16 protein-coding genes are annotated in these 24681 nt (G+C 71.9%); 7 read left to right on the top strand and 9 right to left on the bottom strand.

What is annotated here, in order from left to right; translation table 11 throughout:
- Positions 1 to 63: 63 nt before the first annotated feature.
- From ACFYPJ_RS25165 to ACFYPJ_RS25155, 3 genes are all read right to left on the bottom strand, one after another.
- Entirely contained in the window at positions 64 to 2328 is a 2265-nt protein-coding gene (locus ACFYPJ_RS25165) for an ATP-binding protein (protein WP_389021324.1), read from the bottom strand.
- Positions 2329 to 2471: 143 nt separating this feature from the next.
- Positions 2472 to 5276 (bottom strand): LuxR C-terminal-related transcriptional regulator, encoded by a 2805-nt coding sequence (locus tag ACFYPJ_RS25160; protein WP_389021321.1) that lies wholly within the window; start codon positions 5274 to 5276, stop codon positions 2472 to 2474.
- Between the two features lie 312 nt (positions 5277 to 5588).
- Positions 5589 to 6020 (bottom strand): DUF3806 domain-containing protein, encoded by a 432-nt coding sequence (locus ACFYPJ_RS25155; RefSeq protein WP_389021319.1) that lies wholly within the window; start codon positions 6018 to 6020, stop codon positions 5589 to 5591.
- A 401-nt stretch (positions 6021 to 6421) separates the two neighbouring features.
- Between ACFYPJ_RS25155 and ACFYPJ_RS25150 the strand changes: the two genes are divergently transcribed.
- Both ACFYPJ_RS25150 and ACFYPJ_RS25145 read left to right on the top strand, forming a co-directional pair.
- Positions 6422 to 6799 (top strand): nuclear transport factor 2 family protein, encoded by a 378-nt coding sequence (locus tag ACFYPJ_RS25150; protein WP_389021316.1) that lies wholly within the window; start codon positions 6422 to 6424, stop codon positions 6797 to 6799.
- Positions 6800 to 6823: 24 nt separating this feature from the next.
- Positions 6824 to 7381, top strand: a complete 558-nt coding sequence (locus tag ACFYPJ_RS25145; protein WP_389021313.1) for a carboxymuconolactone decarboxylase family protein — start codon at positions 6824 to 6826, stop codon at positions 7379 to 7381.
- A gap of 76 nt (positions 7382 to 7457) precedes the next feature.
- Here the strand turns inward: ACFYPJ_RS25145 and ACFYPJ_RS25140 are convergent, their stop codons facing one another.
- A complete protein-coding gene (locus ACFYPJ_RS25140; RefSeq protein WP_389021310.1) occupies positions 7458 to 7844 on the bottom strand; it encodes a hypothetical protein in 387 nt (128 codons plus the stop codon).
- A gap of 152 nt (positions 7845 to 7996) precedes the next feature.
- Positions 7997 to 8497, bottom strand: coding sequence for a MarR family winged helix-turn-helix transcriptional regulator (locus ACFYPJ_RS25135; protein WP_389021573.1), 501 nt, complete (start codon positions 8495 to 8497; stop codon positions 7997 to 7999).
- 312 nt (positions 8498 to 8809) lie between these two features.
- Between ACFYPJ_RS25135 and ACFYPJ_RS25130 the strand changes: the two genes are divergently transcribed.
- Entirely contained in the window at positions 8810 to 9382 is a 573-nt protein-coding gene (locus ACFYPJ_RS25130) for a TetR/AcrR family transcriptional regulator (RefSeq protein WP_389021307.1), read from the top strand.
- Positions 9383 to 9661: 279 nt separating this feature from the next.
- Here the strand turns inward: ACFYPJ_RS25130 and ACFYPJ_RS25125 are convergent, their stop codons facing one another.
- Positions 9662 to 10033, bottom strand: a complete 372-nt coding sequence (locus ACFYPJ_RS25125; protein ID WP_389021304.1) for a winged helix-turn-helix transcriptional regulator — start codon at positions 10031 to 10033, stop codon at positions 9662 to 9664.
- 109 nt (positions 10034 to 10142) lie between these two features.
- Here ACFYPJ_RS25125 and ACFYPJ_RS25120 point away from each other — a divergent pair, with 109 nt between their 5' ends.
- Complete coding sequence (locus tag ACFYPJ_RS25120; RefSeq protein WP_389021301.1) at positions 10143 to 10982, top strand: SDR family oxidoreductase; 840 nt, start codon at positions 10143 to 10145, stop codon at positions 10980 to 10982.
- Positions 10983 to 11282: 300 nt separating this feature from the next.
- Here the strand turns inward: ACFYPJ_RS25120 and ACFYPJ_RS25115 are convergent, their stop codons facing one another.
- The 3 genes from ACFYPJ_RS25115 to ACFYPJ_RS25105 form a co-directional block, all read right to left on the bottom strand.
- Entirely contained in the window at positions 11283 to 12518 is a 1236-nt protein-coding gene (locus ACFYPJ_RS25115; protein WP_389021298.1) for an epoxide hydrolase family protein, read from the bottom strand.
- Positions 12519 to 12814: 296 nt separating this feature from the next.
- Complete coding sequence (locus ACFYPJ_RS25110; RefSeq protein ID WP_389021295.1) at positions 12815 to 13276, bottom strand: nuclear transport factor 2 family protein; 462 nt, start codon at positions 13274 to 13276, stop codon at positions 12815 to 12817.
- A gap of 471 nt (positions 13277 to 13747) precedes the next feature.
- Positions 13748 to 13945, bottom strand: a complete 198-nt coding sequence (locus ACFYPJ_RS25105) for a hypothetical protein (protein WP_389021292.1) — start codon at positions 13943 to 13945, stop codon at positions 13748 to 13750.
- Between the two features lie 445 nt (positions 13946 to 14390).
- Between ACFYPJ_RS25105 and ACFYPJ_RS25100 the strand changes: the two genes are divergently transcribed.
- The 3 genes from ACFYPJ_RS25100 to ACFYPJ_RS25090 all read left to right on the top strand — a co-directional run bounded on the left by ACFYPJ_RS25100 (position 14391) and on the right by ACFYPJ_RS25090 (position 24450).
- A complete protein-coding gene (locus tag ACFYPJ_RS25100) occupies positions 14391 to 18164 on the top strand; it encodes a S8 family serine peptidase (protein ID WP_389021289.1) in 3774 nt (1257 codons plus the stop codon).
- 316 nt (positions 18165 to 18480) lie between these two features.
- The gene (locus ACFYPJ_RS25095) at positions 18481 to 22578 is read left to right on the top strand and encodes a discoidin domain-containing protein (protein WP_389021286.1); all 4098 of its coding nucleotides are present in this window, start codon (positions 18481 to 18483) and stop codon (positions 22576 to 22578) included.
- Positions 22579 to 23034: 456 nt separating this feature from the next.
- The gene (locus ACFYPJ_RS25090) at positions 23035 to 24450 is read left to right on the top strand and encodes an amidase family protein (protein WP_389021283.1); all 1416 of its coding nucleotides are present in this window, start codon (positions 23035 to 23037) and stop codon (positions 24448 to 24450) included.
- Positions 24451 to 24681 lie beyond the last annotated feature (231 nt).

Below are 24681 nucleotides of genomic sequence, written 5' to 3'. Positions count from 1 at the left end.
GGCATCCGCGCCCGTCCCGTCACTGTCTCTCGCCGGGCGCACGGAGCCGGCCGACGAGCCGGCTCAGCCGACGACCGGATGGGTCTCGGGATGCGGCAGGGGCAGAGCCGCCGCCTTGGTCCGCATCTCCGCGGCGCGCGCGATGCGAAGGGCGCTGAACAGTTCGGCGGACCGGCGCCAACTCGCCCTGGCCTGCTCGGTGTCCCCGCGCTCCAGGTGGGCGGCGGCGAGGTAGTCCAGTGCCTCGGCCTGGCTGTACGGGTCGTCGACCGCCTCGAAGATCTGCAACGCCTGGTGGTGGCCGGCGAACGCGGCGTCGAGGTCGCCCAGGCACTGCTGGGCGTAGCCGATGTTGCTCCAGGCCACCCCCTGGTTGCGGCGGTCCCCGACCTCGCCCAGGACGGCGAGCGCCTCCTCGCACAGGGCGATGGTCCGGCGGTGGTCGCCGAGCATGGCGAGGACCCAGCCCAGCTGGGTCAGGGCGAGGCCCATCTCGTGGCGCTGGTCGAGCGTGCGGGCGATCGACAGGGCCCGGCGGCCGTGCGGCAGGGCCTGCGTATAGCGCTTCTGGTGGGCGCGCGCCCAGCTGACGCTCCGCTCGGCACGGGCCCGCTGTTCCAGCGGGATCCGGTGCAGGTGCTTGAGGATCAGGGCGACGGGCTCGTCGGCCAGCCCGTACTGGCCCGTCTCGCACAGCGCACGCGCCAGATGCCGGCCGCTCCTGACGACGGCGACCGGGTCGTCGAGCACGAGGGCCGCGTCGAGGCCGATGCGCGAGGCCCAGATCTCCTCGGTCCAGCGGCCCGCGACCGCGTTGTAGGCCATCCATTCCTGCGTGACGTTGATGCGGTGGCCCAGCAGCCGGGGGTCCGCGAGAAGGCGTACGGCGGCGGCAGCGGCCGATTCCTCCTGGCGGAACCAGTCCAGCCCCTCCTCGCGGCTGTCGATCGCGACCTGCACCACGCCCGCCACCGGGGCGTCGGTCAGTTCGGACGTGAACTGGGTGGCGAACCGGTTGGCCGTACGGGCGTTGTCGTACAGGTAGTCCAGCAGGCGCGTCTCGGCGGCCAGGCGGTCGTCGTCCTCCTGCTCCATGAGTTCGACGCCGTAGGCGCGCACCAGGTCGTGCAGCACGTAGTGGCCCTCGGCGTCCCGGGACAGCAGGCTGGCCGAGATCAGCTCGTGCAGGTGCCTGCGGGCCGCGGGCAGTTCCACACCCGCGAGGGAGGCCGCCGCCTCGGCGGACACGGCCGGGCCGGGGTGCAGGGCCAGGTGCCGGAAGAACCGCGCGGTCTCCTCGGTGAGCGCCCGGTACGACCAGGAGAACACGGCCCGGACGTCGACCCGCCGGTCGTCGGCCGTCAGCGCGTCCAACCGCGGCCGGGCCCGGCGCAGTTCACGCACGCCCAGCCGCAGCGGCATCCCGGGCGTGCTGCTCAGCTGCGCGCCGACGACCGCGACCGCCAGCGGCAGGTACCCGCACAACGCGACCAGTTCGGCGGCGGCCTCGGGCTCCGCCCAGCACCGCTGCTGGCCGATCCGCGCCGCCAGCGCGGCCACCGCCTCGGCCGGTGTCCACACCTCCAGGCCGATCGGCGAGGCCCCCTCGCTCGCGACCAGTCCGGACAGCCGGTTGCGCGACGTGACGATGGTGAGGCATCCCACGGACGCCGGCAGCAGCGGTCTGACCTGCTGCGAGTCCCGGGCGTTGTCGAGTACGAGGATCAGCCGCCGGGACGCGGTCCGCTCCTTGAACAGGGCCGCCCGCTCCTCGGTACCGGACGGGATCTCGCTGCTGGGGACCCCCAGCGCGGTCAGAAACCCCCCGAGGGCCACCCCGGGCTCCAGCGGCCGGTCCGAGTCCTCGAAGCCCCGCAGGTTCACGAAGAGCTGGCCGTCCGGGTAATGCTCCGCGACCTCGTGCGCCCAGTGCACCGCCAGCGTCGTCTTGCCCACACCGGCCATGCCCGCCACCGCGGCGATCACGACATGTCCGCCGCCCACCGCGGCGCTCTGCGCCGTGACCCCGTGGGCGGCCCGCAGCGCCTCCTTGCGGCCGCGGAAGACCGCGGGGTCGGGCGGCAGTTGCTGCGGCACCCGCCGCACCCGCCGCACCGACGCCTGGACCAGCTGCCGGCGTGCCTCCGCGTCCAGGTCGAGGGCGTCCATCAGGTCGCCGAGGGTCGCCTGCCGCGGCAGACTGCGCCCCCGCTCCATGTCGCTGATCGCCCGGACACTCACTCCGGACACCCCGGAAAGGTCCTCCAGCGTCAGCAGCGACCGCTGCCGTGCCTCACGCAGCAGCCGGCCGAACGCCCGCTTGTCCATCCCCGTCCTCCCCGGTACCGCCGACGGCCCCTCCGCCCGTCGAACGTCAGGACGCGGCCACAAACGTAACATTCCAGGATCGCACACTTTCCGACACACTCACATGTTGGACCTGCGCCGACCCAGGGGGCGACACCCCTTCGTCACACCTTCAGTCTCTCGGCCAGCTGCATGCGTGAGGAGACACCCAGCTTCGGGAAGATCTGGTAGAGGTGCGAGGCCACGGTACGGGGGGACAGGCGGAGTTGCTCCCCGATGGCCCGGTTGGACAGGCCGCGGGCGGCGAGCCGGGCGATGGTGAGCTGCTGCGGCGACAGCACACGGGAGACCTCGTCGCCGATCGACTCGGATTCCGCTTCCGCCCCGCCGGTCGCCCTCAGTTCCAGGGCCGCCAGATCGGCGCGGGTACGGGCACCGAGCTTCCGGAAGACGTTCTCGGCCGTCGCGAGCGGCCCCCGCGACTCGACGACGCGGCGCCCGCGCCTGAGCCACGCGCCATAGCTGAACTGGGTCATTCCGTACAGCAGGGGCCATCCCTCGGCGCCGTCCCCGAGCGCCGCGCGGTAGCGGGCCTCCGCCTCCTCGTCCGGGGCGAGGGTCGCCTCCGCGTAGGTCAGGACCCGCGCGAGCAGCGGCCCCCGCCCGGTCCGGGTCATGCTCTCGACCTGTCCGACGACGTCCCTGGCGTCATCGAGCCGCCCCGCGGGCCGCGCCGCCTCCACCAGGAAGGCGAGCCCCCACAGCTGCTCGAAGGAGTACGGCGTCGTCAGCTCGGTGAACAGGGAACGCAGGTGGGCGTAGCCCTCGGCGTACCGTCCGGTGCCGGACGCCGTCAGCGCGCGGGTGAGTGCGGCCAGGCGCAGCTGTTTGCCGTAGCCGAGGTGCAGGGACGCCTCCTCGACCTCCGCGGCGCACTCCAGTGCCTTGTCGTGCCGGCCCTGCAACGCCTTGATGACGCCCTGGGCCCCGGTCGCCCTCGCCGCCCACCTCGTCTGTCCGGTCCGCAGGGCGACCGTCCGGGCCTCCTCGGTCATCGCCTCCGCGCTCTGCCACTGGCTGGCCAGCCAGACTTCCACCAGGGCCCTCGCCACGAGGATCTGCGGCAGGTGCAGGTGCCGTCCGGCGGCCCGGACGTCGGCCTCCGCCGCCTTCAGCAGCAGCGCCGCCCGGCCCAGGTCGCCCGTGAGGTGTGCCGTCTGGCCGAGCACGAAGCGGTCGGCCTGTCCGGGCGCGGGGTGCAGGGGGACCCGGCTCACCGCCAGCGGTTCGACCAACGCCATGATGGCGAGATCCCGTGCGTTCCACGGTCGCGGGCGCAGGTCCTCGACCGCCTCCACGACCGTGCGCCGTTCCGCGGGCCCGGCCTGTTGCCACCAGCACCGGCCGGCCGCGGCGTGCAGCAGTTTCTGCGCCAGCTCGGGATGCGAGGCGGCGACGGCGCGCGCCGCGGAGCAGAGTTCCGGTACCCGGTCCCGGCCCACGGAGGAGGTGCTCGGCATCAGATCGTGCAACCACAGCTGCACGGCACGACCGTATTCCCCGAGTTCGGGGACGTCGATCCCGCGGGCGTACCGGCGGGCCTGCTCCTCCAGACCTTGGTACGCCGCCAGTTCGGCGGCGCGCTGCAACCGGCCGGCGGCCCGCTCGGAGTCCGCGGAGAGCCGGGCCGCGCACTCCAGCGCGGCGAGGAAGGTCAGCACCGCGGTGCCCTGACAGGGCCCGTCCGCCAGGGCGTCCAGGCGTCCGGCGAGTTCTTCCTCGACGCCGGCCGTGCACTGGGCCGTGTGCCAGGCCGCGTGCAGCGGGCTCGTGACGCTCCGGCCGAGCGCCGCGTGGGCGGTCATCCGGCGCGCTGCCGACTCCAGGTGGAGGACGGCGACCCGCAGCAGCGGCTGGGCGAACCGCAGGCGGTCACCGTGATCGGCGACCAGCCCACGCCGCACGACCTCGTCCAGCCCGCTCCGTACGTCCTTGTCCAGCCCGCTCCGTACGACCTCGTCCGACCCGTGCTGCCCGGATTCGTCCAGGCCGCTCCGTGCGGCCGCGTCCACGCCGCTGCGGGCCGCGGCGTCACCGGCCAGCAGGCGGGTGCCGGCGCCGAGCACGTCCTGGGTCAGCGACGACATGCTCAGGGCGGCGACGAGCAGCACGCCGCGCGCCGGTGCCGACAGGTCGGCGAGGTCCTCCGCGTACGCCTCGGCCAGGCGCGGCGTGGCCGGCAGCATGCCGAGGCCCGCCGCGTCCATGAGGCCGGTGCCGTTCAGGGACAGTTCGGTGAGCGCGAGCGGATTCCCGGCCGCCACGGCGAGGACGAGTTCCTGTTCGGCGTACGAGGTGACCCGCCCGGACCGTTCGACGAGTTCGCGGGCCTGCGGATCCGAGAGCGGCCCCAGGGTGACGGCGAGCGCGTCCGGCGCGAGCGGGGCGGCGGGTTCCGCCCGCTGCGCGACGATCATCCCCACCTGTGTCCCGCCGCAGCGCCGGGCCATCTCGCGCAGGGTGTCCCGGCTCGCGTCATCGAGCCGGTCGAAGTCGTCCACGCACACGAGGACCGGCCCCGGTGCCGTCGCCAGCAGGCGCAGCGCGGCCACGGCCAGCTGCTGCGGCGCGGGCTGGGCGGCGCCGCCGAACGCCTCCTCCAGCACCGAGCGGTCCTGGGCCGGCACATCGGTGAGCCGGGCCAGCAGGGGATGGAGGAGGCCGTGCAGCGCCGCGTGCCGCAGTCCGCGTTCGGCCGGGGCCCAGGCGGTCGCCAGCACGGGTATGTCCAGCCGCTCCGCTTCCGTCCCGGCGAACTGCAGGAGGGCCGTCTTCCCCGTGCCCGCGTGCCCGCTCAGGTGGAGCACCCGGCCGCCGCCGGAGAGCGCCGCCGGCAGCGCGGCCACCAGTTCCTGGGCAGACCCGCGGCCGACCAGGTCCCTGTCGCCCGACCACATGTGTGCGCTCACCTCGTGCTCTCCCCCGCCCATCCTCCGACCGGCAGCGGGTGTGTCACCACACGACGGGGTGGCCACGTGCGGACCCGGTCCGGACGGTACGGACGGTTGCCCCGGCACTGCCGCGTCCGTCCCGCGCGCCGGTGTACGACAGCGATCGCGCTCCGTCCTGAGCTGGTCCTGAGATATGGGTGTGATTTTAACAGCGGTTCCGGATCGGCGGGCGGGACGAGCGGCCCGCGCCGGTGCCGCGGCGGGTGCGGCCGGCACCAGGGGCCCACTCTGCCGGGGTGCTCCGGGCTGCGCCCGGGTGCTGGTGCGACCTCAGCCGCGGGGGCCGTCCGCGGTGGGAACGGATCCCGGGTCGGCTCCGGCGTAGAGGTCGCGGATGCTGACGTCGGCCCCGTGTTCCAGACGGCGGAAGACCCAGTCGATGGGGTGGCACTCCCGGGTGTCGGGCAGTTCCACGACGAGCGGGACGGCGTGCTCGTCGTCGGACACCCGACGCCAGGCTCCGCCCGCGTGCCGGGTCAGTATCTCGCCGACGTAACAGCCGAAGCCGACGAGGGAGTCGGCCATCTCCTGCCCCGTGGCCCCGTCGGTCCGGAAACCGTCGACGATGTCCTCCACCAGACCGATGCTGTCGGGACTGTAGTCCAGCCGGGCGTAGCTGATGTCGGCTGCGGCCTCGACGATGGCAGCCGCACGGCGCGGCGCGCTGTCAGGCTCCAGGGGGTAGTTCAGGTGCAGCTGCATGTTCGTCCTCGGACCGTTGCCGTCAGTGCCTTCGAGGCTAGCTGGAGAACACCTGAGTGAACATGTTCTTTTGGTCTCGGCGGGCTACCCGGACAGGCACCGTTCGGCCAGTGCGCCAGGTGTTCCAAGCCGCCGGCCGGGTCGGCACGCCATGTGTTTCGCATCGCAGGCCGGGGTACGGCCGGCTCCGGCACCGCCCGCACGAGTGACCCACCGTACGACACACGTGTCGCCTTTCGGTGACGGATGGCACCGGCCGACGGGGCCGGGAGGACACCCTCGTAAAACCGGACCCGCGAGTCCGGTACTATCGGATTCCGATTACCGGACCCCAGGGTCCGGTACTTCTGCGCCCTTCCCCCGCGCGGAAGGAACACCCCGAGATGAAGGGACACCCCGAGATGAATCACGCACGTATCAGCGAAGCCCTCCGGGCCCTGGTCTTCGAGCCGGACCCGGACGTGCCGCTGCACGAGGTCCTGGACCGCTACTACGCCCCGGACTACACCCACCGCAGCGACGGAAGGACCATGGAACGCGCCGAATTCACGCAGCTGGTCGCGCGCTTCCGGACCCAGGTCACCGCGGGCACGGTGACCGTGCTCGACGAACTGCGCGACGGCTGCGCCTACGCCGAGCGGCACGTCTTCCGGATCACCCTGAGCGACGGCTCGGCCCAGCACCGGGAGATCGCCGTCTTCGGCACGCTCGCCGAGGACGGCCGTTTCCGGCACCTGAGCGAGACCGGCTTCGACACCGCCCCCGACGAGACCCGCTGATCCCCCCGACGATCGGAGTACGACATGCCCCGCCTGACCGACCCGGACCCCGCCTCGTTCCCGGCGGAGGTCCGCGAACTCCTCGATTCCCTGCCGCCCGACCCGATGGTCAGGATGATGTCCCACTCGGCGGGCACCGTGAAGCCGTTCGTCGGCTTCGCCAGAACGCTGTTCACGTCGCTGGAGCTACCGGACCGCGCACGTGAACTGGTGATCCTCACCGTGGCCCGGTACACCGGCAGTACGTTCGTCGAGGCCCAGCACACCCCCATCGCGGAGGCCGCCGGGGTCGACGAGCGGACCCGGCGGCTCATCCGCGACGGACGGCTCGACAGCCCCGACCTCACGCCCGCCGACCGCGCGCTGCTCCGGTTCACGGCCGAGGTGGTCCAGTGGCCTCGCGTCTACGACGAGGTGTTCGAGCAGGCCCGCACGTTCCTCACCGACCGCGAGCTGGTCGAGGTGCTTCAGGTGATCGGCTACTACTGGTCGTTCGGCCGGATCACCACCGTGCTGGACGTCGAGGTGACCAAGGTCTACGGCGACGAACAGGTGCTGAACACCCCGGACGGCGGCGCCTGACGCCAGACGGCGGCGCCAGACGTCGGACTCCGGCCCGAGCCGGGCGAGCGGTCGGTTCGGCCGGTGCGGCTTGCGGCTACGGGGTGGTGGCGAGCACCCGGTAACTGAAGAAACCGGACGCGACGTCGGTGCCGCTCTCCCGCAGGCCGTCCAGGCGGAGGAACGCGTCGGTGTACGGGGAATCGGGTACGCCGACCTCGCAGTCGGGCTTGAAATAGACGTCCATGTAACGGGTGAGTGAGAAGTTCTGCACCGAGTACATGGCCTGCGGCAGGGTGTGGCACTCGAAGTTCGAGGCGTCGACCCGGACTTCGGTACCACTGAAGTCGTGGTTCGAGTAGAACGCCACGCCGCCGATCTCGACGGCCGAGGCGGGCTGGGCCAGGCCGAGACCTGCGAACGCCGCCACTCCGGAGGTCACGGCCGCCATCCCCACGAGACGGCGCTTCCAACGACTGCTCATGTCGCACTCCCTGGTGTGTGTGTCGACTCCGCGGTGCTGGTACGCCCCACACACTTGTGCATTCAACGAATGGCGGGAAGCAGTGATTCGGACATTCACCCACACCAGAAACCGGAACCGAACATCTTTTTGCTCATTCCGTGATCACTCGGTCAGGTGGTGATCACTGATGTGCGGGGGGACCGGCCGTCGGCGGACGGCGCGGCGGGCCGGTCCGGCTCGTTCGAGGAGTCGTCAAAACTCGCCCGGAGCCGGCACATGAGCCGCGCCAGCTCGCCGACCTCGTCGTCGGTCCAGTCGCCCAGCCGGTCGGCGAGCAGCCGAGCGGTCCGTCGGTGCAGTTCGCCGAGCCAGTACCGGCCCTCGTGCGTCAGCCGCAGGATGCGCGACCGCCCGTCCGCCGGGTCGGGAGAACGATCGATCACGCCCTGCCCGACGAGCTGCGCGACCTGCCGGCTGGCAACCGATATGTCCACCCCGAGCAGATCCGCCAGCTCACCGATGCGCAGGTCGCCGTGGCGGCTGAGCAGCGCCAGCACGGCGACGGAGCCGTTGGTGCAGCCGTCCGGCAGGATGCGGCCCAGTTCCCGTCGCACCGCGCCGAAGGCGCTGAACTGGCGGATCAACTCCTCGTATCGCGCCGTATCGACCACGTACGCCTCCCATGTCATTGCTTCAAGCAGCCAATCATGTGATGACCACAGGACAAGCCGTCAGGTGCCTGCGGACGCATTCTCGCGGAGACACCTATCTCCCCAGGAGGCGAGTGCCGGAAAACACACACCGGCGCACACGTGCCTGCCGTTCCGCCTGCCCCGACTGCATCGCGCACGTGTGTGGCACTCTGCCCTCGCGTGTAGGCCCACCAGAAACATCCCCCGGGATCCCGTGCCGTGACCGCCGCTTAGACTATTGAACACATGTTTCTTCCAGACATCTCCCCGCGCCCCGATCGGAGGCCGTCGATGACGCAGAGCGCACCTCGCGCGTTGCGATGCGACGCTCAACTGAATCGCACCCGCATCATCGACTTCGCACGCGAGACCTTCGCGGAGACGCCCCAGGCGACCCTGAAGTCGATCGCCCGGGGCGCGGGAGTCGGTCAGGGGACGATGTACCGCCACTTCCCCACCTCCGACCACCTGCTGCTGGCGGTCTACTGGGCCGAGATCGACGAACTGGTCGACGCGGCGCCGCGCCTGTTGAAGCAGCACGAACCCGTCCTGGCGCTGCGGCTGTGGCTCCAGCGGCTGGCCGGCTACGGCAGTCTCGGCACGGCGGTGTCCCGGGCCGTGGCGGCAGCCACCCGCGCGGACCCGGACAGGCCCGCCTACCAGCAGATCAGTGCCGTGCTCGACGAGTTGCTCACCGCGTGCAGAAGGGCGCACCGGCTGCGGGACGGTGTCACCGCGCACGAGGTCCTGCTCCTCATGCAGTACGTCTGGGCCACCGACGACGGGGCCGACCGGCCGGAAAGGCCCGATACCGGCCTCCTGGACATCGTGATGGACGGCCTGTGCAGCCGGACCAGCGCCTGAGGACCGGTCAGGCCAAACAGTTCCTGGCGGCCAGTCAGGTCGTCACCGTTGCACTGTGTCTGACGGCCCGCCATTCCTCCGGTTCGCGTTCACCACGGCGGCCTTCGGGTCCGGGGGCCTTCTGGTGGGCGCGCAGGTTGAGGTGCCGCGTGTGCGCGGGCCGCTGGAGGCGCGTTCGGGGCGGCAAGAAGGCGCGCTGTGGGCGCAGGGCGAAAATCCGGCCCAGCGGGTCGTCCATCGCGGCACGGGGCACCAGCCGCTACCACCGCGCCCTCCCGGCTATCCCTCGCTGCGCGGCGCCAGCCGTCGTGTGATCCGGTCGAACAGATCCGTCAGCGGCTCGCCGACGTCCCGGCCGAACTCGGTCAGCCCGTAGGTGACCTGGGGCGGCGTCGTCGGCTCGACCTCCCGCCAGACCAGGCCGTCCTGGACCAGCGCACGCAGGGTCTGGGCGAGCATCTTCTCGCTGATCCCCCGGATGCTCTCGCGCAGCTCGTAGAACCGAAGGTCGTTGCTCCGCAAGGAGATCAGCACCCAGATGCCCCACCTGCTGGTCACGTGGTCGACCACATCGCGCGCGGGGCAGTCAGTGTGAAACACGTCATACCGCTCGGCCGCCCCGGCCTGTCTGTGCTGCACGCCTCCCGCCATGTCATGAGCTTACCCCGAGGTATGTCCTTACCAAAAGTTAGTCCGCGCTCCTAGCGTGCAGGTCACAGAGAACAGAAGGCCACGGGGAACATCCGACAAGGAGCTGATCATGATCACGGTGACTGGGGCGACCGGGAATATCGGCCGGCCGTTGACGCAGGCGCTGGCCGAGGCGGGCCGGCAGGTGACGGCGGTGTCACGGCACCCGGCGGCGGTACCGAACGGCGTCCGTCACATGGCGGCCGACCTGGCCGAGCCGAGCAGCCTCAAGCCCGCGCTGGACGGCGCGAAGGCGCTGTTCCTGCTGCTGTCCGGCGACCTGCACGCCACGGGAGCCAACCCTGCCGACATCATCGGCGAAGCTGCGGACAGCGGCGTTGGCCGGGTCGTCCTGCTCTCCACACTGGGCGTGGTGACCAGGCCCTTCGGCCCGACGCGGATCGCGATGCGCGCGCTGGAGGACACGTTGCGGGAGTCCGGCCTGGAGTGGGCCATCCTGCGGCCGGGCGGCTTCGCCTCCAACGCCCTGTGGTGGGCCGAGTCCGTCCGCGCGCAACAGGTCGTCGCCGCGCCCTTCGGTGACGTCGGGGTGCCGATCATCGACCCGGCGGACATCGCCGCGGTCGCGGCGGCCTGCCTGCTGGACGACCGGCACACCAGCGGCGCGTACGAGCTGACCGGCCCGGAGGTGATCACTCCGCGCGAGCAGGCGGAGGCCATCGCCGCCGCGCTGGGCTCGCCGGTGAGGTTCCACGAACTCACCCGCGACGAGGCCAAGGCCGCCATGGCCCAGAGCATGCCGGCGGAACTCGCCGACGACACCCTGGACATCCTCGGTTCCCCGAGCCCGGCCGAGCAGCGCGTCAGCCCGGACGTCGAGCGTGTCCTCGGCCGCGCCCCGCGCCCCTTCGCCGACTGGGCCGCCCGCAATGTCGCCGCGTTCCGCTGAAACCGGTCTGCACCGCCGGAACTCCTCCTCGTACCCGGCGACCCACTGCTGACAGCCGAGGGCCCTGACCCGAAGTTGACACCGGCGTGGCCTCCTGCCGGACCGGAACCGACACTGCTGCCGCAGTGAGTCGGCGTGCAGCCGAGCCCGTTGGCCCTACGAGCCCAAGAGGCCGTTTCCGCCCGCCGGCCCGCGGATCCCCTTCCATCGGTCCGGTCCGACGGCCCGCCAGAAGAACGGCGGCGGGCCTCCCGCCCCGGCCCCCCGGTCCCCGGCCTTCGGAGACCGGGGACCGCCGGGTCAGCGGAGCTTGCGGAACGTCGTCCGGATGTCCGAGGTGAAAGCCTCGGGGTTCTCGTAGTGGACGAAGTGGCCGCCCTTCATGTGGGCGTTGACGTTGACCACGTTGAAGGAACTTCGCGTGGGACCGTTCTCGAAGTGGGCGATGCGGTCTTCGACGGTGTTGACACCGGGCGGGTAGGCGTCGCCGAGGAGGAAAGTGAAGCCGGCCGGGGGCTCGACGACGGGCTGCCGGTCGTGCGAGGGCACCCACGGGTAGCGCACGGCGTTGCGGTACATGCGGATGGAGGTGCCGATGGACTGGGTCACCCAGAAGGTGGTGGCCTGGGTGAGGATGAAGTCGCGCGGGAAGTTCGCGTCGAAGTCGCCCCGCTTGTCGCTCCACTTCTTCCACCGCTGCAGCAGCCAGGCGAGCATGCCGACGGGCGAGTCGTTCAGACCGTGGCTGAGGGTGGACCCGTCCAGCATGTGGACCGCGACGTGCGAGACATACGTCTTGACGAGGTTCTCCAGGCCCGCCCGTAGCTCCGGCGAGGCGTCCGCGGGAATCTTGGCACCGTCGGTCAGGTCCCAGAACCGCTCATTGGCGAACTGGCCGGGAGGCATGTCGTGGCCGTAGTGCAGGCCGATGATGCTGTCGCCGTACTTGTGGCCGAGCGCGCTGGTGACGAGCGCGCCGTAGTCGGAGCCCGCCACCGCGTACTTCTCATGGCCCAGGACCTCGGTCATGAGGGCGTGCATGATGTCGGCGATCTTCCAGTAGTTCAGGTCGCCCCTGCCGACGGGGGTCGACCAGGCGAAGCCGGGCAGGTCCGGGATGATGACGTCGAACGAGTCGGCCGGGTCGCCGCCGTGGGCGGCGGGGTCGGTCAGCGGGCCGATGAGCGAGTAGCTGAACTCGCCCGGCCACGGCCAGCCGGGGAGGACGACGAGTGGGATCGGATTCGGTCCCTTGCCACGCTCGTACACGAAGTGCACGGGGGCGCCGTCGATCTCGACCTTGTGCTGGTTGAAGGAGTTGAGCCGCTGCTCCTGCGCACGCCAGTCGAAGCCGTCCGCCCAGTACTCCACGAGCGGCTTGAGGTAGGCGGTACTGATCCCGTAGTACTCCTCCTCGTTGTCCAGGTCGTCGAAGAAGCGGGTGCGCTTCAGGCGGTCCTTGAGGTCGTCGAGTACATCCTGGGAAACACTGATTTTGTACGGCTCCAGCGCGCTGGTCTTGCGGTCGTCGCTCACGGCGATGCTGCTTTCGTGTAGGGGGATGAAGGGCCCGGTGCGGGGCGCGATGCGAAGCGTGATGAGGGGCGAGCGAGGAATGGCCGCCCCGGGTCAACTATTCGTCGGGGCAGGTGTCATCGCCTGCCGAACCTGACGGGCCTGCCCAACCTGCCGAACTCGCCCAACCCGCCGAACCTGCCGGGTCTACCGGATCGGCCGGATCGGCCGGATCTACTGGGTCTGCCGAAGGGGGGTGCGGCGTGGCCACCGCCGGCCGTCGGGCCAGGCGTGGGGCAGGCCGCAGAAGACGCCGGTCAGTCGGTGAAGTCCAGGCGGAGCCGGGTCTGCTTGAGCTCGGCGATGTACCAGGAACCGTCCGTCTTGACGAAACGTGCGTGGTAGTGGCCGAAGCCGTGCATGCCCCGGAAGTGGATGGCCTCGGAGAGTTCGGCATCCGCGGGCCGGGTGACGATGTCCTCCATCGCCCATACACCGTGGGCGGCGGTCGGCGAGTCGACATCGATCTCGTCGGAGAACAGGTGGTGCACCAGGGTGACACCGGGCCCGCCGCTGGCGCCGACCGTGGCGGCGATCTTCTCCCGGCCCTCCATCCGGAGCCACACCGACCCGTCGGGCTTGTGCGGGGTGAAGGTGCCGTCGGGGGTGAACAGATCCGCCAAATCCTGCCAGCGCTGGTGATCCGCGTAACGGACGTAGCGAGCCATCAGGCGGCGAAGATCCTCGGTGATGCTCAGGCGCTCAGTGGTATCCATCATCAATCGTCCTTGCTCCAGTGCGGCAGACGGTCGTCACACCGATGCGACGATCCGACCGCACTTCCTGCGCGGCCGGACCGTCCCGGAGCGGACATGTACCCCGAAGTCGAACCATGTCCGAAGTCGACATATATTCCGGAGTCGACTCGCATGCCGAATCGACAGGTGTCTCCGAGTCGGCATGTGTCCCGATGTCGGGCCGTCGGCCGACCCGCTCGGCGATGGGGATCACCGGGAAATCCGAGGACTCCGGCGAAAACCCGGAGAAACCACGGACCCGGAGAGCTCCCACTTGGACCGTCTGGTCCATTCATTATGGAGTCGAGCCGAATGGACCCGCAAGTCCAGAAGAAGTGAGGCCGATCATATTCCGGACCGTGCGGTCCAGTCATCGCCACCGGAGGACGAACCGGGGCCGGCCCGGGGCGGGCGCCGCACGCCCGGCCTCTGCCGCCCTCAGGACCACAACCTCTACAGCCCCAGGTCGAGAGCCAGGCACGAGTAGTAGTTCCAGGCGCCTTCGGGGTTGTAAGAAGCCTTGGCTCCACCGCTCGACTCGGCGTCCACCTCTTGGACCATCTCCTCGTAGCGGACGCGCTCGGGGAGCTTGCCGTACCGCGCATGCCGTACCGCCGCCGCGGCGGCGTCCGTCGTCAGTGCCTCGTTCATGGCAGTTCTCCACTTCATCGGTGGGTGCTTCACGTCCTGTTCGACACCCTGACGACAGCCAGCTTGCCTCCGCCCGAATAACCTGTCAAGGCGGTTACGCGATGGGATCGGTCACGAATCGGCCAACCCCGGATGTCTCGTGTCCCGAAAACAACTGGGCTGCGCCCGCGTGCTCCGACCACCCCGACCCGCGCTCCGACCGCCACCTGTGCTCCGCCCCCGCCTCCGGCACACATGCCCTTGACCGAAGGCCCCCGAGCCACTGCCCGAAGATCCCCGAGCCCCTGCCCCAAGGGCCCGGTCACCGCATCCATCCGCACACGTGTCCCCGACCACATCACGTAGGGGACCGATCCAGGCAACCCAACAGCCATGCCGACCAGTTGACCTGTCGGGACACCTCGTCCCCCGCCCCCGGACCGGGGGCAGTGACAGGAAGGTAGTCATGAGAAGACTCAGAACGGCGGCGCTGCTGCTGGGAGTCGGCACGCTGGCGGGCATGGTCGCCGCGCCCGCCGACGCGTCGCCCCCGAAGCCCGTCGCCGGGCACTCGGGCGAGACGGCCGCCGGGCCCGTCGAAACGGTCACCCTGATCACGGGTGACACCGTCCGCTACCGGCGCGCGGGCGACACCGTACAGGTGATCGCCGGCACACCGGCCACGCGGCGGCCCGAGACGGCCTTCGTCCAGTTCACCGAGCACGGCCACGCATACGTCGTACCGAACGACGCCTGGGGCGCGTTCACCCGTGGCCAGGTCGACAAGGCGCTGTTCGACATCACCGGACTCGCGGCGCAGAGGCTCGACGACCGGCACACCGACCGCATCAAGGTGATCGTCACCGGCACGCCGGGCACCGCGCCGAAGACGGCGACGCCGGCCACCGCCGAGGTCACCAGGAGCCTGCCCCGGCTGGGCGCCCGGGCGCTGTCCACCGCGAAGTCCGACGCCACGTCCCTGTGGGCGGCCCTGACCGGCGAGGCGGGCGGCACGGCGGGCGCGCGCCGGGCCGTCCCCGCCCGCGGCACGAAGATCTGGCTGGACGGCGTCGTACACGCGTCGCTCGACGTGAGCGTGCCGCTGGTCGGCGCCCCCACCGCCTGGGAACGCGGCTTCACCGGCGACGGGGTGAAGGTCGCGGTGCTCGACACGGGCATCGCCTCAGGCCACCCCGACCTGGCCGGAAAGATCGACGCCGCGAAGAACTTCTCCGGCACGGACGACACCGAGGACCACGCCGGGCACGGCACACACGTGGCGTCCACCATCACCGGCAGCGGCGCAGCGTCGGGCGGCCGCTACCGGGGCATGGCACCCGGCGTCCGGCTGCTGAACGGCAAGGTGCTGGACGACTCCGGCAGGGGCACCGACTCCTCGATCCTCGCCGGCATGGAGTGGGCCGTCCAGCAGGGCGCCAAAGTGATCAACATGAGCCTGGGCGGCAACGACCCGAGCGACGGCACGGACCTGATGTCCACCGCGGTCAACGAGCTGTCCGCCGCGTCGGGCACCTTGTTCGTGGTGGCCGCGGGCAACTCCGGCGGGCCCGAGACGGTGACCTCTCCGGGCGCGGCGGACGCCGCGCTGACCGTGGCGAGCACCACCAAGCAGGACACCCTCAGCTCGTTCTCCAGCCGCGGCCCCCGGGCCGGCGACTTCGGCCTGAAGCCGGAGATCTCCGCACCCGGGGAGAACATCACGGCCGCCCGCGCCCCCGGCGCCTTCCCCGACCGGCCGGGCGACGCGGACTACGTGTCGCTGTCCGGTACGTCGATGGCCACCCCGCACGTCGCGGGTGCCGCCGCCCTCCTCGCGGGTGAACACCCCGACTGGGACGGGCAGCGGATCAAGGCCGCACTGACGGGTTCGGCGCGTGTGCTGGACGGCGTCGACGTGTTCGGCAACGGCGCGGGCCGCCTCGACGCGGCCCGCGCCACCGGCCAGTCCGTGCGCACGGTCACCCCGTCCCTGGGACTGGGCCGTATCCCGTGGCCGCACGACCCGGCGAAGCCCACCACCGCGCAGGTCAACTACGCCAACGACGGCGACAGCCCGGTCACCCTCGACCTGAGCCTGTCGGTCACCGACGAGGGCGGGTCACCCGCGCCGGCCGGCCTGTTCTCCGCCGAGCCGTCCGTCACCGTACCGGCGCACGGAACCGCGACCGCCACCGTGCGGGTCGCGGCCGGTGCCGAGTCCGTCGGCGCCTACGAGGGCCGGCTGACGGCCACTGCCGGGGACACCCGCCTGGTGACCCCGGTCAGCGCGCGGGTGCTGGAGCAGGTCCGCACCGTCACCGTGCAGGTGCTCGGCCGGTCCGGGCAGCCGCTGTCCGGCGGTGACGCGCCGGTCCTGCTGCAGAACGAGACCACCGGTGCCGTCTACTTCCCCGTGGGCGCGTCGGCCACCGTCGAGGTGGAGGTGCCCGACGGCACGTACCGCGTCCTCGGCATGGGGCTCTCGCCCTCGTCGTACGACTGGTCGGCGACCTACGTCGCGCAGGCCGGACTGCACGTCGACGGGGACCGCTCGATCACTCTGGACACCCGTGAGGCCAAGCCCGTCACGGTCGGTCTCGACGACCCGGCGGCCCGGCCCGACATGTACACCGCGTACACCACCCTCCAGTCGGACGTCGGCGGACCGGACGACACGTCCCGGGCCCTCGTGGCGGGCAACTTCGAAGAACAGTACGTGCTGTCCACGCAGGCCGTCCCCGGGGTGACCCTCTCCTACGGCGCCACCTGGGCCCCGCCGCAGAACCGGGTGATCTCGGTCGGCGACGACCCCTTCGAGGCCACGTTCGTGGACGACCCCCAGGCCGAGGGCTACGAGGGCGACGTCACCGCCGAGGTGGCGGACATCGGCGAGGAGACCGATCCGGACCGGGTCGGCGATGTCGCCGGCAAGGTCGTCCTCATCGCACCTGACGACGTGTCCGATCCGGGGGAGGCGCCGACGCAGGAGCAGTTCACCACCCTGCTGACCGCTCTGAAGGCCAAGGGCGCCCGGCTGGTGCTCAGTTACGACTACATCGCCGGCACCGGGGTCCTGCCGGTGCTGAACCTCTTCGCGCCCAAGGACATCCAGCGGCTGCGCGACCGGCTGGCAGCCGGCCAGACCCAGGTGCACGTGGTCGGCCGGCCGGCCGGCCCGGCCATGTACGCCCTGTTCAGCTCGGTGGGCTCGAAGCTGCCCGACGGACAGTCCTGGCACTTCGACCGGGCCGCGCTCGCCCGCGTGGACGCCGCCTACCGCGCCCCGGCCGGCGACGGCCGGCGCACCCTCAGTCAGGTGCTCACCTTCTCGGACCCGCTGACCGGCGCGTCCGGCAGCATCGAGCCGCGGGTGCTGCTCCCGCAGACCCGCGTGGAGTACTTCTCGCCGGGGGTGTCCTGGACCCCGCAACTGCTCGAAGGGCTGACTCCCGACTGGCGGTACGTGGCGACCGAGTCGGCGGCACCGGTCACGTACCGCGCCGGACAGCGCACGGCCGGTGTGTGGGGGGCGGCGCCCTTCGGGCCCCGGCTGTCGCGGGCCGTACCGGACGGCGCGGGGGGCGAACCGCTGCCCGCCGCCTACCGGGACGGGGACCGGCTGGTCACCGACTTCCCGGTGTTCAGCAGCGCCGGCTTCGGCCGGGTGATGACGCCCGGCACCGACTTCGACAGCGGTGAGGTGCTGGAACGGGGCACGACCAGGCTGTTGCGCGGTGAGACGGAGGTGGCCGCCGACGACACGCCGGGCGTGGCCGACTTCGCGCTGCCCGCGGCGACGGACACCTACCGGCTGGTCGTCACCGGCACCCGGCCGTCCGCGCTGTCCACGGACGTGCGGTCGGAGTGGACCTTCACCAGCGGCCACACCGAGGACGGCACACCGGCCCCGCTGGACCTGCTGGACCTCGGGTTCGCGCTGCCGCTCGACGGGCACAACACGGCGGCCGCCGGAACGAAGGTCACCGGCACCGTGACGGTGCGGCACCAGCCGGGCGCGACGGGAACCGCCCCGGTCCGCACGGTCGGCGTCGACGTGTCCTACGACGACGGCAGGAGCTGGCGTCCCGCCGCCGTCAAGGCGGCCGGGGACGGCACCTGGTCGCTGGTGATACCCGCGGGCGGCCGGGCGGGCGGCCGGGCCACCCTCCGGGCGAGCGCCGTGGACGGGGCCGGCAACCAGGTGCGGCAGACGCTCACACGGGCCTACGGCCTGCGCTGAGCAGGTGACGTGTGTCCTGTCCCGGCCTCCGGGACAGGACACACGTACCCGGCCGGCCACCGGCCGACCGACGACAGGTGCCGTGGATCTGACGTGTGGGTGGCGGTCCCGGGTCACCCGCCCCTGGACCGGCTCCGCTTGGGCCGCGCGGGCCGCCCGCCGGGTGCGGTGCCGGTTATCCCACATGTGCATGAGTCTTGACACGACGGCCCCTCTCACCACAGCCTATGGCAACGTTGTCAAAGCCGCGGACGGCACGGTCGCACCCGAACCGGCCGTCCCGTCGGCATGGTCTTTCTGATTGGACGTTTTGCTCATGGACGAGCAGCAGAGTCCGTCGCGCCGGCCCTCCCGGCGTGCCGTCGTCACCACCGGCACGACCCTGCTGGCGGGCTTCGGACTGGGCGTGGTGCTTCCGGCCGCAGAGGCCGCCGCAGGGACCCAGCAGCCCCGCACCGCCGCACCCGCACCCGCACCGGGTGAGATCGCCACGTTCCGTCCCGTGGAGGTCTCCTCGCAGGCGTACGCGCCCGCCGCGGCCGAGTTCGCGGTGGACGGGGTCCCGGCGCAGGGGGTCCGCGGCACCGGCTGGCGGGCCGGGGACGGCGACCCGCAGTGGATATCGGTGGACCTCCAGTCGGACTGCCTGGTCAGCCGGGTCCGGCTGACCTTCGAGGCGGACGCCGGCGACCCGGTGTTCACGCCCCCGGCGACCGGCAACCCGGCGCAGGGCACCACGGGCAAGGAGATCCTGTCGAGCTACGCGCGGGAGTTCGTCGTCGAGACGTCCCGGGACCGGAAGTCCTGGACGAGCCTGTACCGCACCACCGCCGGCACCGGCGGCGTCGTCGACATCCCGCTGACCCGCCCGGTGACCGCCCGCTGGGTGCGGATGACGGCCCGCAAGCGCTCCAGCGCCAACCCGCTGGGCCTCAACGGCTTCGAGGTGTACGGCACGGTGGGCGGGCACCGCCCGGACGCCACCGGCTGGACGGACTGGGGCACCCGGCACACCACTCCCCCGAAGCTGGCCGTCGCCGCCGACGGCACGGTGCCGCTGGAGTCCGGCTGGGCGCTGACCATGGACGACTGGACCGACGCCGCCGGCGGCGACCTGTCGAAGGCGGGCGTGGACACCAGCCGCTGGCTGCCCGCGACGGTCCCCGGCACCGTCCTCGGCTCGCTCGTCGACCAGGGCAAGCTGCCCGACCCGGTCGCGGGCCTGAACAACCTGCACGTCCCCGAGGCGCTGTCCCGCCACTCCTGGTGGTACCGCCGGGACTTCGAGGTGCCGCGCGGCCTGCGCACCGGCGCCGGCCGGCATGTGTGGCTGGAGTTCGACGGCGTCAACCACCGGGCCGATATCTGGCTGAACGGCCGCGACGTGGGCAGCGTGACGTTCCCCTTCGCCCGCTTCGCCCACGACGTCACCGAGCACCTGGCCGGATCGTCCACCGACCGGCACGCGCTGGCCGTGCGGATCACGCCGATGCCGGTGCCCGGCAGCCCCGGCGACAAGGGTCCGGCGGGCGAGGCGTGGGTGGACGCGGGCGCCGAGCAGATGAACCGCAACTCGCCCACGTACCTGGCCTCCTCGGGCTGGGACTGGATGCCGGCCGTCCGCGACCGCGGCGCGGGCATCTGGAACCATGTGCGGCTGCGCTCCACCGGGCACCTCGTGATCGGCGACGCGCGGGTGGACACCTCGCTGCCGGGGCTCCCCGACCTCTCGGTCGCCGAGCTGACGGTGACCGTCCCGGTCCGCAACGCCGACTCCGCCGACCACCGGGCCGTCGTCTCCGCGTCGTTCGGCGACGTACGGGTCTCCCGGGCCGTCACCGTCCCCGCGGGTGAGAGCGTCGAGGTGGTCTTCACCCCCGACGCCTACGGTGCGCTGCGCGTCCGCGATCCCGAGCTGTGGTGGCCCAACGGTCTGGGCGAGGCCCATCTGCACGAGCTGACCGTCGTCGCCGAGGCCGACGGCACGGAGAGCGACCGGCGCACCACCCGCTTCGGCATCCGGCAGTTCGGCTACGAGTACGACATCCCGCTGCCCTTCGTGCCCTCGGCCGACGCGTACACCCAGTCCGTGGACATCGGCGCGCAGCGGGCCCGGCATGTCCGGGTCAGGTGCCTGACCAGGGCGACCGGCTGGGGCAGTTCGCTGTGGACGCTGTCGGTCTTCGACAAGGCGCGTCCGGGCACCGACCTCGCCCTGCACGCGGCGGCCGAGGCGTCCAGCGCGGACGAGGACGGCCACGGCGCGGGCAACGTCACCGACGGCGACCCGGCCACCCGCTGGTCCTCGACCTTCGAGGACGACCAGTGGATCCGGGTGGACCTCGGCTCGGAGCAGTCCTTCGACCGCGTCGACCTGGTGTGGGAGCAGGCGTACGCGCGGACCTACGTGGTGCAGGTGTCCTCGGACGGGTCCACCTGGACGGACGCGAAGTCCGTGGACAACTCGGCGGTGCCGCTGCCGTTCAACAGCGGTGACGCGAGCCTGCGGGTGTCGGACTTCGACGCCGTGAACGCCCGCTTCGTACGGATCGAGTGCGGAGTGCGCAACACCAGCTGGGGCAACTCGCTGTGGTCCCTCGCCGTCATCGACAGCACCGAGGCGGGCACCGACCTCGCCCTGCACCAGCCGGCCACCGCCTCCAGCGACGCGGACGGCCACCTGCCCGAGCACGCCACCGACGGCGACCCGGGCACCCGCTGGTCCTCCGCCTACGAGGACCACCAGTGGCTCCAGGTCGACCTGGGCGCCTCACGGCGCTTCGACCGGGTGGCCGTCCTGTGGGAGCAGGCGTACCCGAAGACGTACACCGTCCGGGTCTCCGCCGACGGCGACACCTGGACCGACGTGACGACCGTGTCCAACACACCCGACCCGCTGAAGATCAGTGTGAACGGTGTCCGGGTGATGGTGCGCGGCGGCAACTGGGGCTGGGACGAACTGCTGCGCCGGATGCCCGCGGAGCGGATGGACACGGCGGTGCGCATGCACCGGGACATGAACTTCACGATGATCCGCAACTGGGTGGGCAGCTGCGACCGCGAGGAGTTCTTCGCGGCCTGCGACCGCTACGGCATCCTGGTGTGGAACGACTTCCCCAACGCCTGGGGCATGGACGTACCGGACCACGACGCGTACAACGCCATCGCCCGGGACACCGTGCTGCGCTACCGCATCCACCCCTCGGTGGCGGTGTGGTGCGGTGCCAACGAGGGCAACCCGCCCGCCGCGATCGACCAGGGCATGCGCGAGGCCGTGCAGCGGCAGGCGCCCGGCATCCTCTACCAGAGCAACTCCGCGGGCGGCATCGCCACCGGCGGCGGTCCCTACGGCTGGGTGGAGCCGGAGCGGTACTTCGACCCGGCGACCTACGGCAGCAAGAACTTCGGTTTCCACACCGAGATCGGCATGCCGGTCGTCTCCACCGCCGAGAGCACCCGCGCCATGACGGGTGACGAGCCGGAGTGGCCGATCCGCGGCGCCTGGTACTACCACGACTGGAGCGAGCGCGGGAACCAGGCACCGCAGAACTACAAGGCGGCGATCGAGACCCGCCTCGGCACCGCCCGGGACCTCGACGACTTCGCGCGCAAGGCGCAGTTCGTCAACTACGAGAACGCCCGTGCCATGTTCGAGGCGTGGAACGCCCACCTGTGGGACGACGCCAGCGGCCTCATGCTGTGGATGTCCCACCCCGCCTGGCACAGCACGGTGTGGCAGACCTACGACTACGACTTCGACGTCAACGGCATGTACTACGGGGTGCGCTCCGGCTGCGAACCCCTGCACGTCCAGGCCGATCCGGTGAACTGGCAGGTCATCGCGGTCAATCACACGCGTACGAAGCTGGCGGGCGCGCTGGTCACCGCCGAGGTGTACGACCTCTCGGGCCGCAGAGCGGCGGCGTCCAGGAGCGCCCGGGTGGACGTCGGGTCCACGGCCACCGCGGCGGCGTTCACCGCGGCGTTCACCGACGACCTGCCCGACCTGCACCTGCTGCGGCTGACGCTGCAGGACAGCCGGGGCGGGCTGCTGTCCCGCAACACCTACTGGCGCCACCGCACGCCGGAGGCGATGCGGGCGCTCGGTTCCGCCGGGCGGGCCACGCTGTCGGTGTCCGCCGGCCGGGTCAGCCGCACGGACGACGGCCGGCAGCTCACCGCGACCGTCCGCAACCGCGGTTCCGTGGTCGCCGCCATGGTCCGTCTGTCGCTGCTGGACGAGGACGGCGGCGGCCGGGTCCTGCCGACGCTGTACGAGGACAACTACCTGTGGCTGCTGCCCGGCGAGAGCCGCACGGTCACCGTGTCCTGGCCCGACCGCGCCCTGCCCTCCGGGCAGCCCCTGCTGCGGGCGGAGGGGTACAACACGCGGGCGGTCACGGCGCGGGTCTGAGCCGTGCGGGCCCGAACCGTGCGGGCCTGAGCCGTGCGGGCCGCGTACCGGAACGGTAGCCTCGGGAAAGAGGTGAACCCGACCGGTACGCGGCCCGTCGTGCAAGTGACAGCGCTCCGCGGCGGACCGGCGACGTACGTTCCGGGTGCCGTCATCGGTACGGTGCCCGGGAAGCGGCCGGGCCACCCGCCGCGGCCGCGGGCCACGGTCAGGGCCGCACCGGCGCGGCCCGCACCCCGTACCGGAACTTCGCACACGTACCTGGCATGCTTGCGCCGTACCGTGCCGTGCCATGACCTGCCGTGGCCTGTCGTGTCACGCCCTGCCGGGCCGCCGACCGACTGGACGCTGTCCCGTCCGTTGGGGCCCGGCTGTCGGTGGGCCCGGCTGTCGGTGGGCCCGGCCGTCGGGGTGGGTCCCGGCCGTATCACTCCCGACGACGAAGGAGACGCAGCCATGGCGCCAGGGGAGAGCGCAACCGACCGGACGACCGCACAGGAGACGGTGCGCGCGGCGCTCGCTCGCGCCGCCGACGCCGAGGGCCTGAACGCGTTCATCACCCTCGACGGGGAACGGGCGCTCGAAGAGGCCGCCCGGCATGACGAATCGGCTTCACGGAACGGCGAATCGGCTGCCCGGCAGGACGGCGGCACCGGGCGCTGGTGCCTCGTCGTGAAGGACAACATCCACGTCGCGGGGCTGCCCAACACGGCGGGCACCCCGGCCCTCAAGGACTTCGTGCCGCGCCTGGACGCACCCGTGGTGCGGTCCCTGCGCGACGCGGGCGCGATCGTGCTGGGGAAGACGAACATGCACGAGCTGGCGCTCGGGGTCACCTCCGGCAACCGGGCGTTCGGCGCCGTCGGCAATGCCGCCGATCCCGGCCTGTTCGCCGGTGGCAGCAGCGGCGGCACCGCGGCGGCGGTGGCCGCCGGGATCGTCGACGCCGGGCTCGGCACCGACACCGGTGGCTCCGTGACCATCCCGGCGGCCCTCAACGGCGTCTACGGCCTGCGCCCGAGCGCGGGACGTCACCCTTCGGCCGCGATCACCCCCCTGTCCACCACCCGGGACACACCCGGCCCGCTGGCCCGCACACTCGACCGGCTCGTGGCGCTGGACACCCTGATCACCGGGGAGAGCGCGATCACACCGGAACCGGGCCGCCGCATCCGGCTCGGCCTGCCGCGCCAGGTGTTCGCCGAGGACCTCGATCCGGTGGTGCGCGCCGCCTGGGACGAGGCCGTGGACCGCCTCACCACCGAGCACACCGAATGGGTCCCCGTGGACACCGGGCACCTGGTCGAGTACGACGCCCGCGTGGGACTGCTCCTGGTCCTCGGTGAGTTCGCCGGTGCCTTCACCCGTTACCTGGCCGAACACCGCGTCGGGCGGACGCTGGACGACGTCCTCGACGCGGTGAGCGACCCCGCCGTCGCGGAACTGCTCAGGGCCGGCGCGCTGCCCGCCGGCCCGGGACACGCCGGGCCCGCCGCCCTGGAACGGGCGTTGCTCGAACGCCGCGAGATGCAGGCCGCGTACACGGAGCTGTTCGGCGGCTCCGGGCTGGACGCGCTGGTCAGCCCCACCGTGCCGGTCTGTGCCCGGCCGCTCCACCAGCACGAGGACACCCTGCCCCTCAACGGCCGCGAAGTGCCCACCTTCCCCACCCTGATCCGCAACACCTCCCCCGCCGCCACGGCCGGTCTGCCCTCGGTGACTCTGCCGCTGCCGGTCACCGCCTCCCCTCCGGTGGGCCTCCAGCTCATCGGCCCGCGGATGGCGGACCGGACGCTGCTGGCCGTGGCCGCGTGTGTCGACACCCTGCTGCGTGCGGACACTGTCGGCGTCGCGGGCCGAGTCACCGGCTGAATCCCGGACCGAGTTCCGCGGCGACCAGCACACGGGCACCTGACGGCCCGGACGGGAACACGCCGCAAGGCGCCCCCGTCCGGGCCGGCTGCGTACTTGCCTGCTGCCTGCTGCCTGCTGCCGCACACGTGTCACCCCCTTCCCCCTAACCCGCTTGACAGGTGATTGCACACATGGCCATACTCATCACCAGTTAAACCGGTGACGGCGGATGCGGGCACCGGACACCCA

Origin of the sequence: Streptomyces sp. NPDC006012, from assembly GCF_042871185.1 — a bacterium.
In the GTDB taxonomy this organism is placed as follows: domain Bacteria; phylum Actinomycetota; class Actinomycetes; order Streptomycetales; family Streptomycetaceae; genus Streptomyces.
This window is presented reverse-complemented; position numbering and strand designations above follow the sequence as displayed.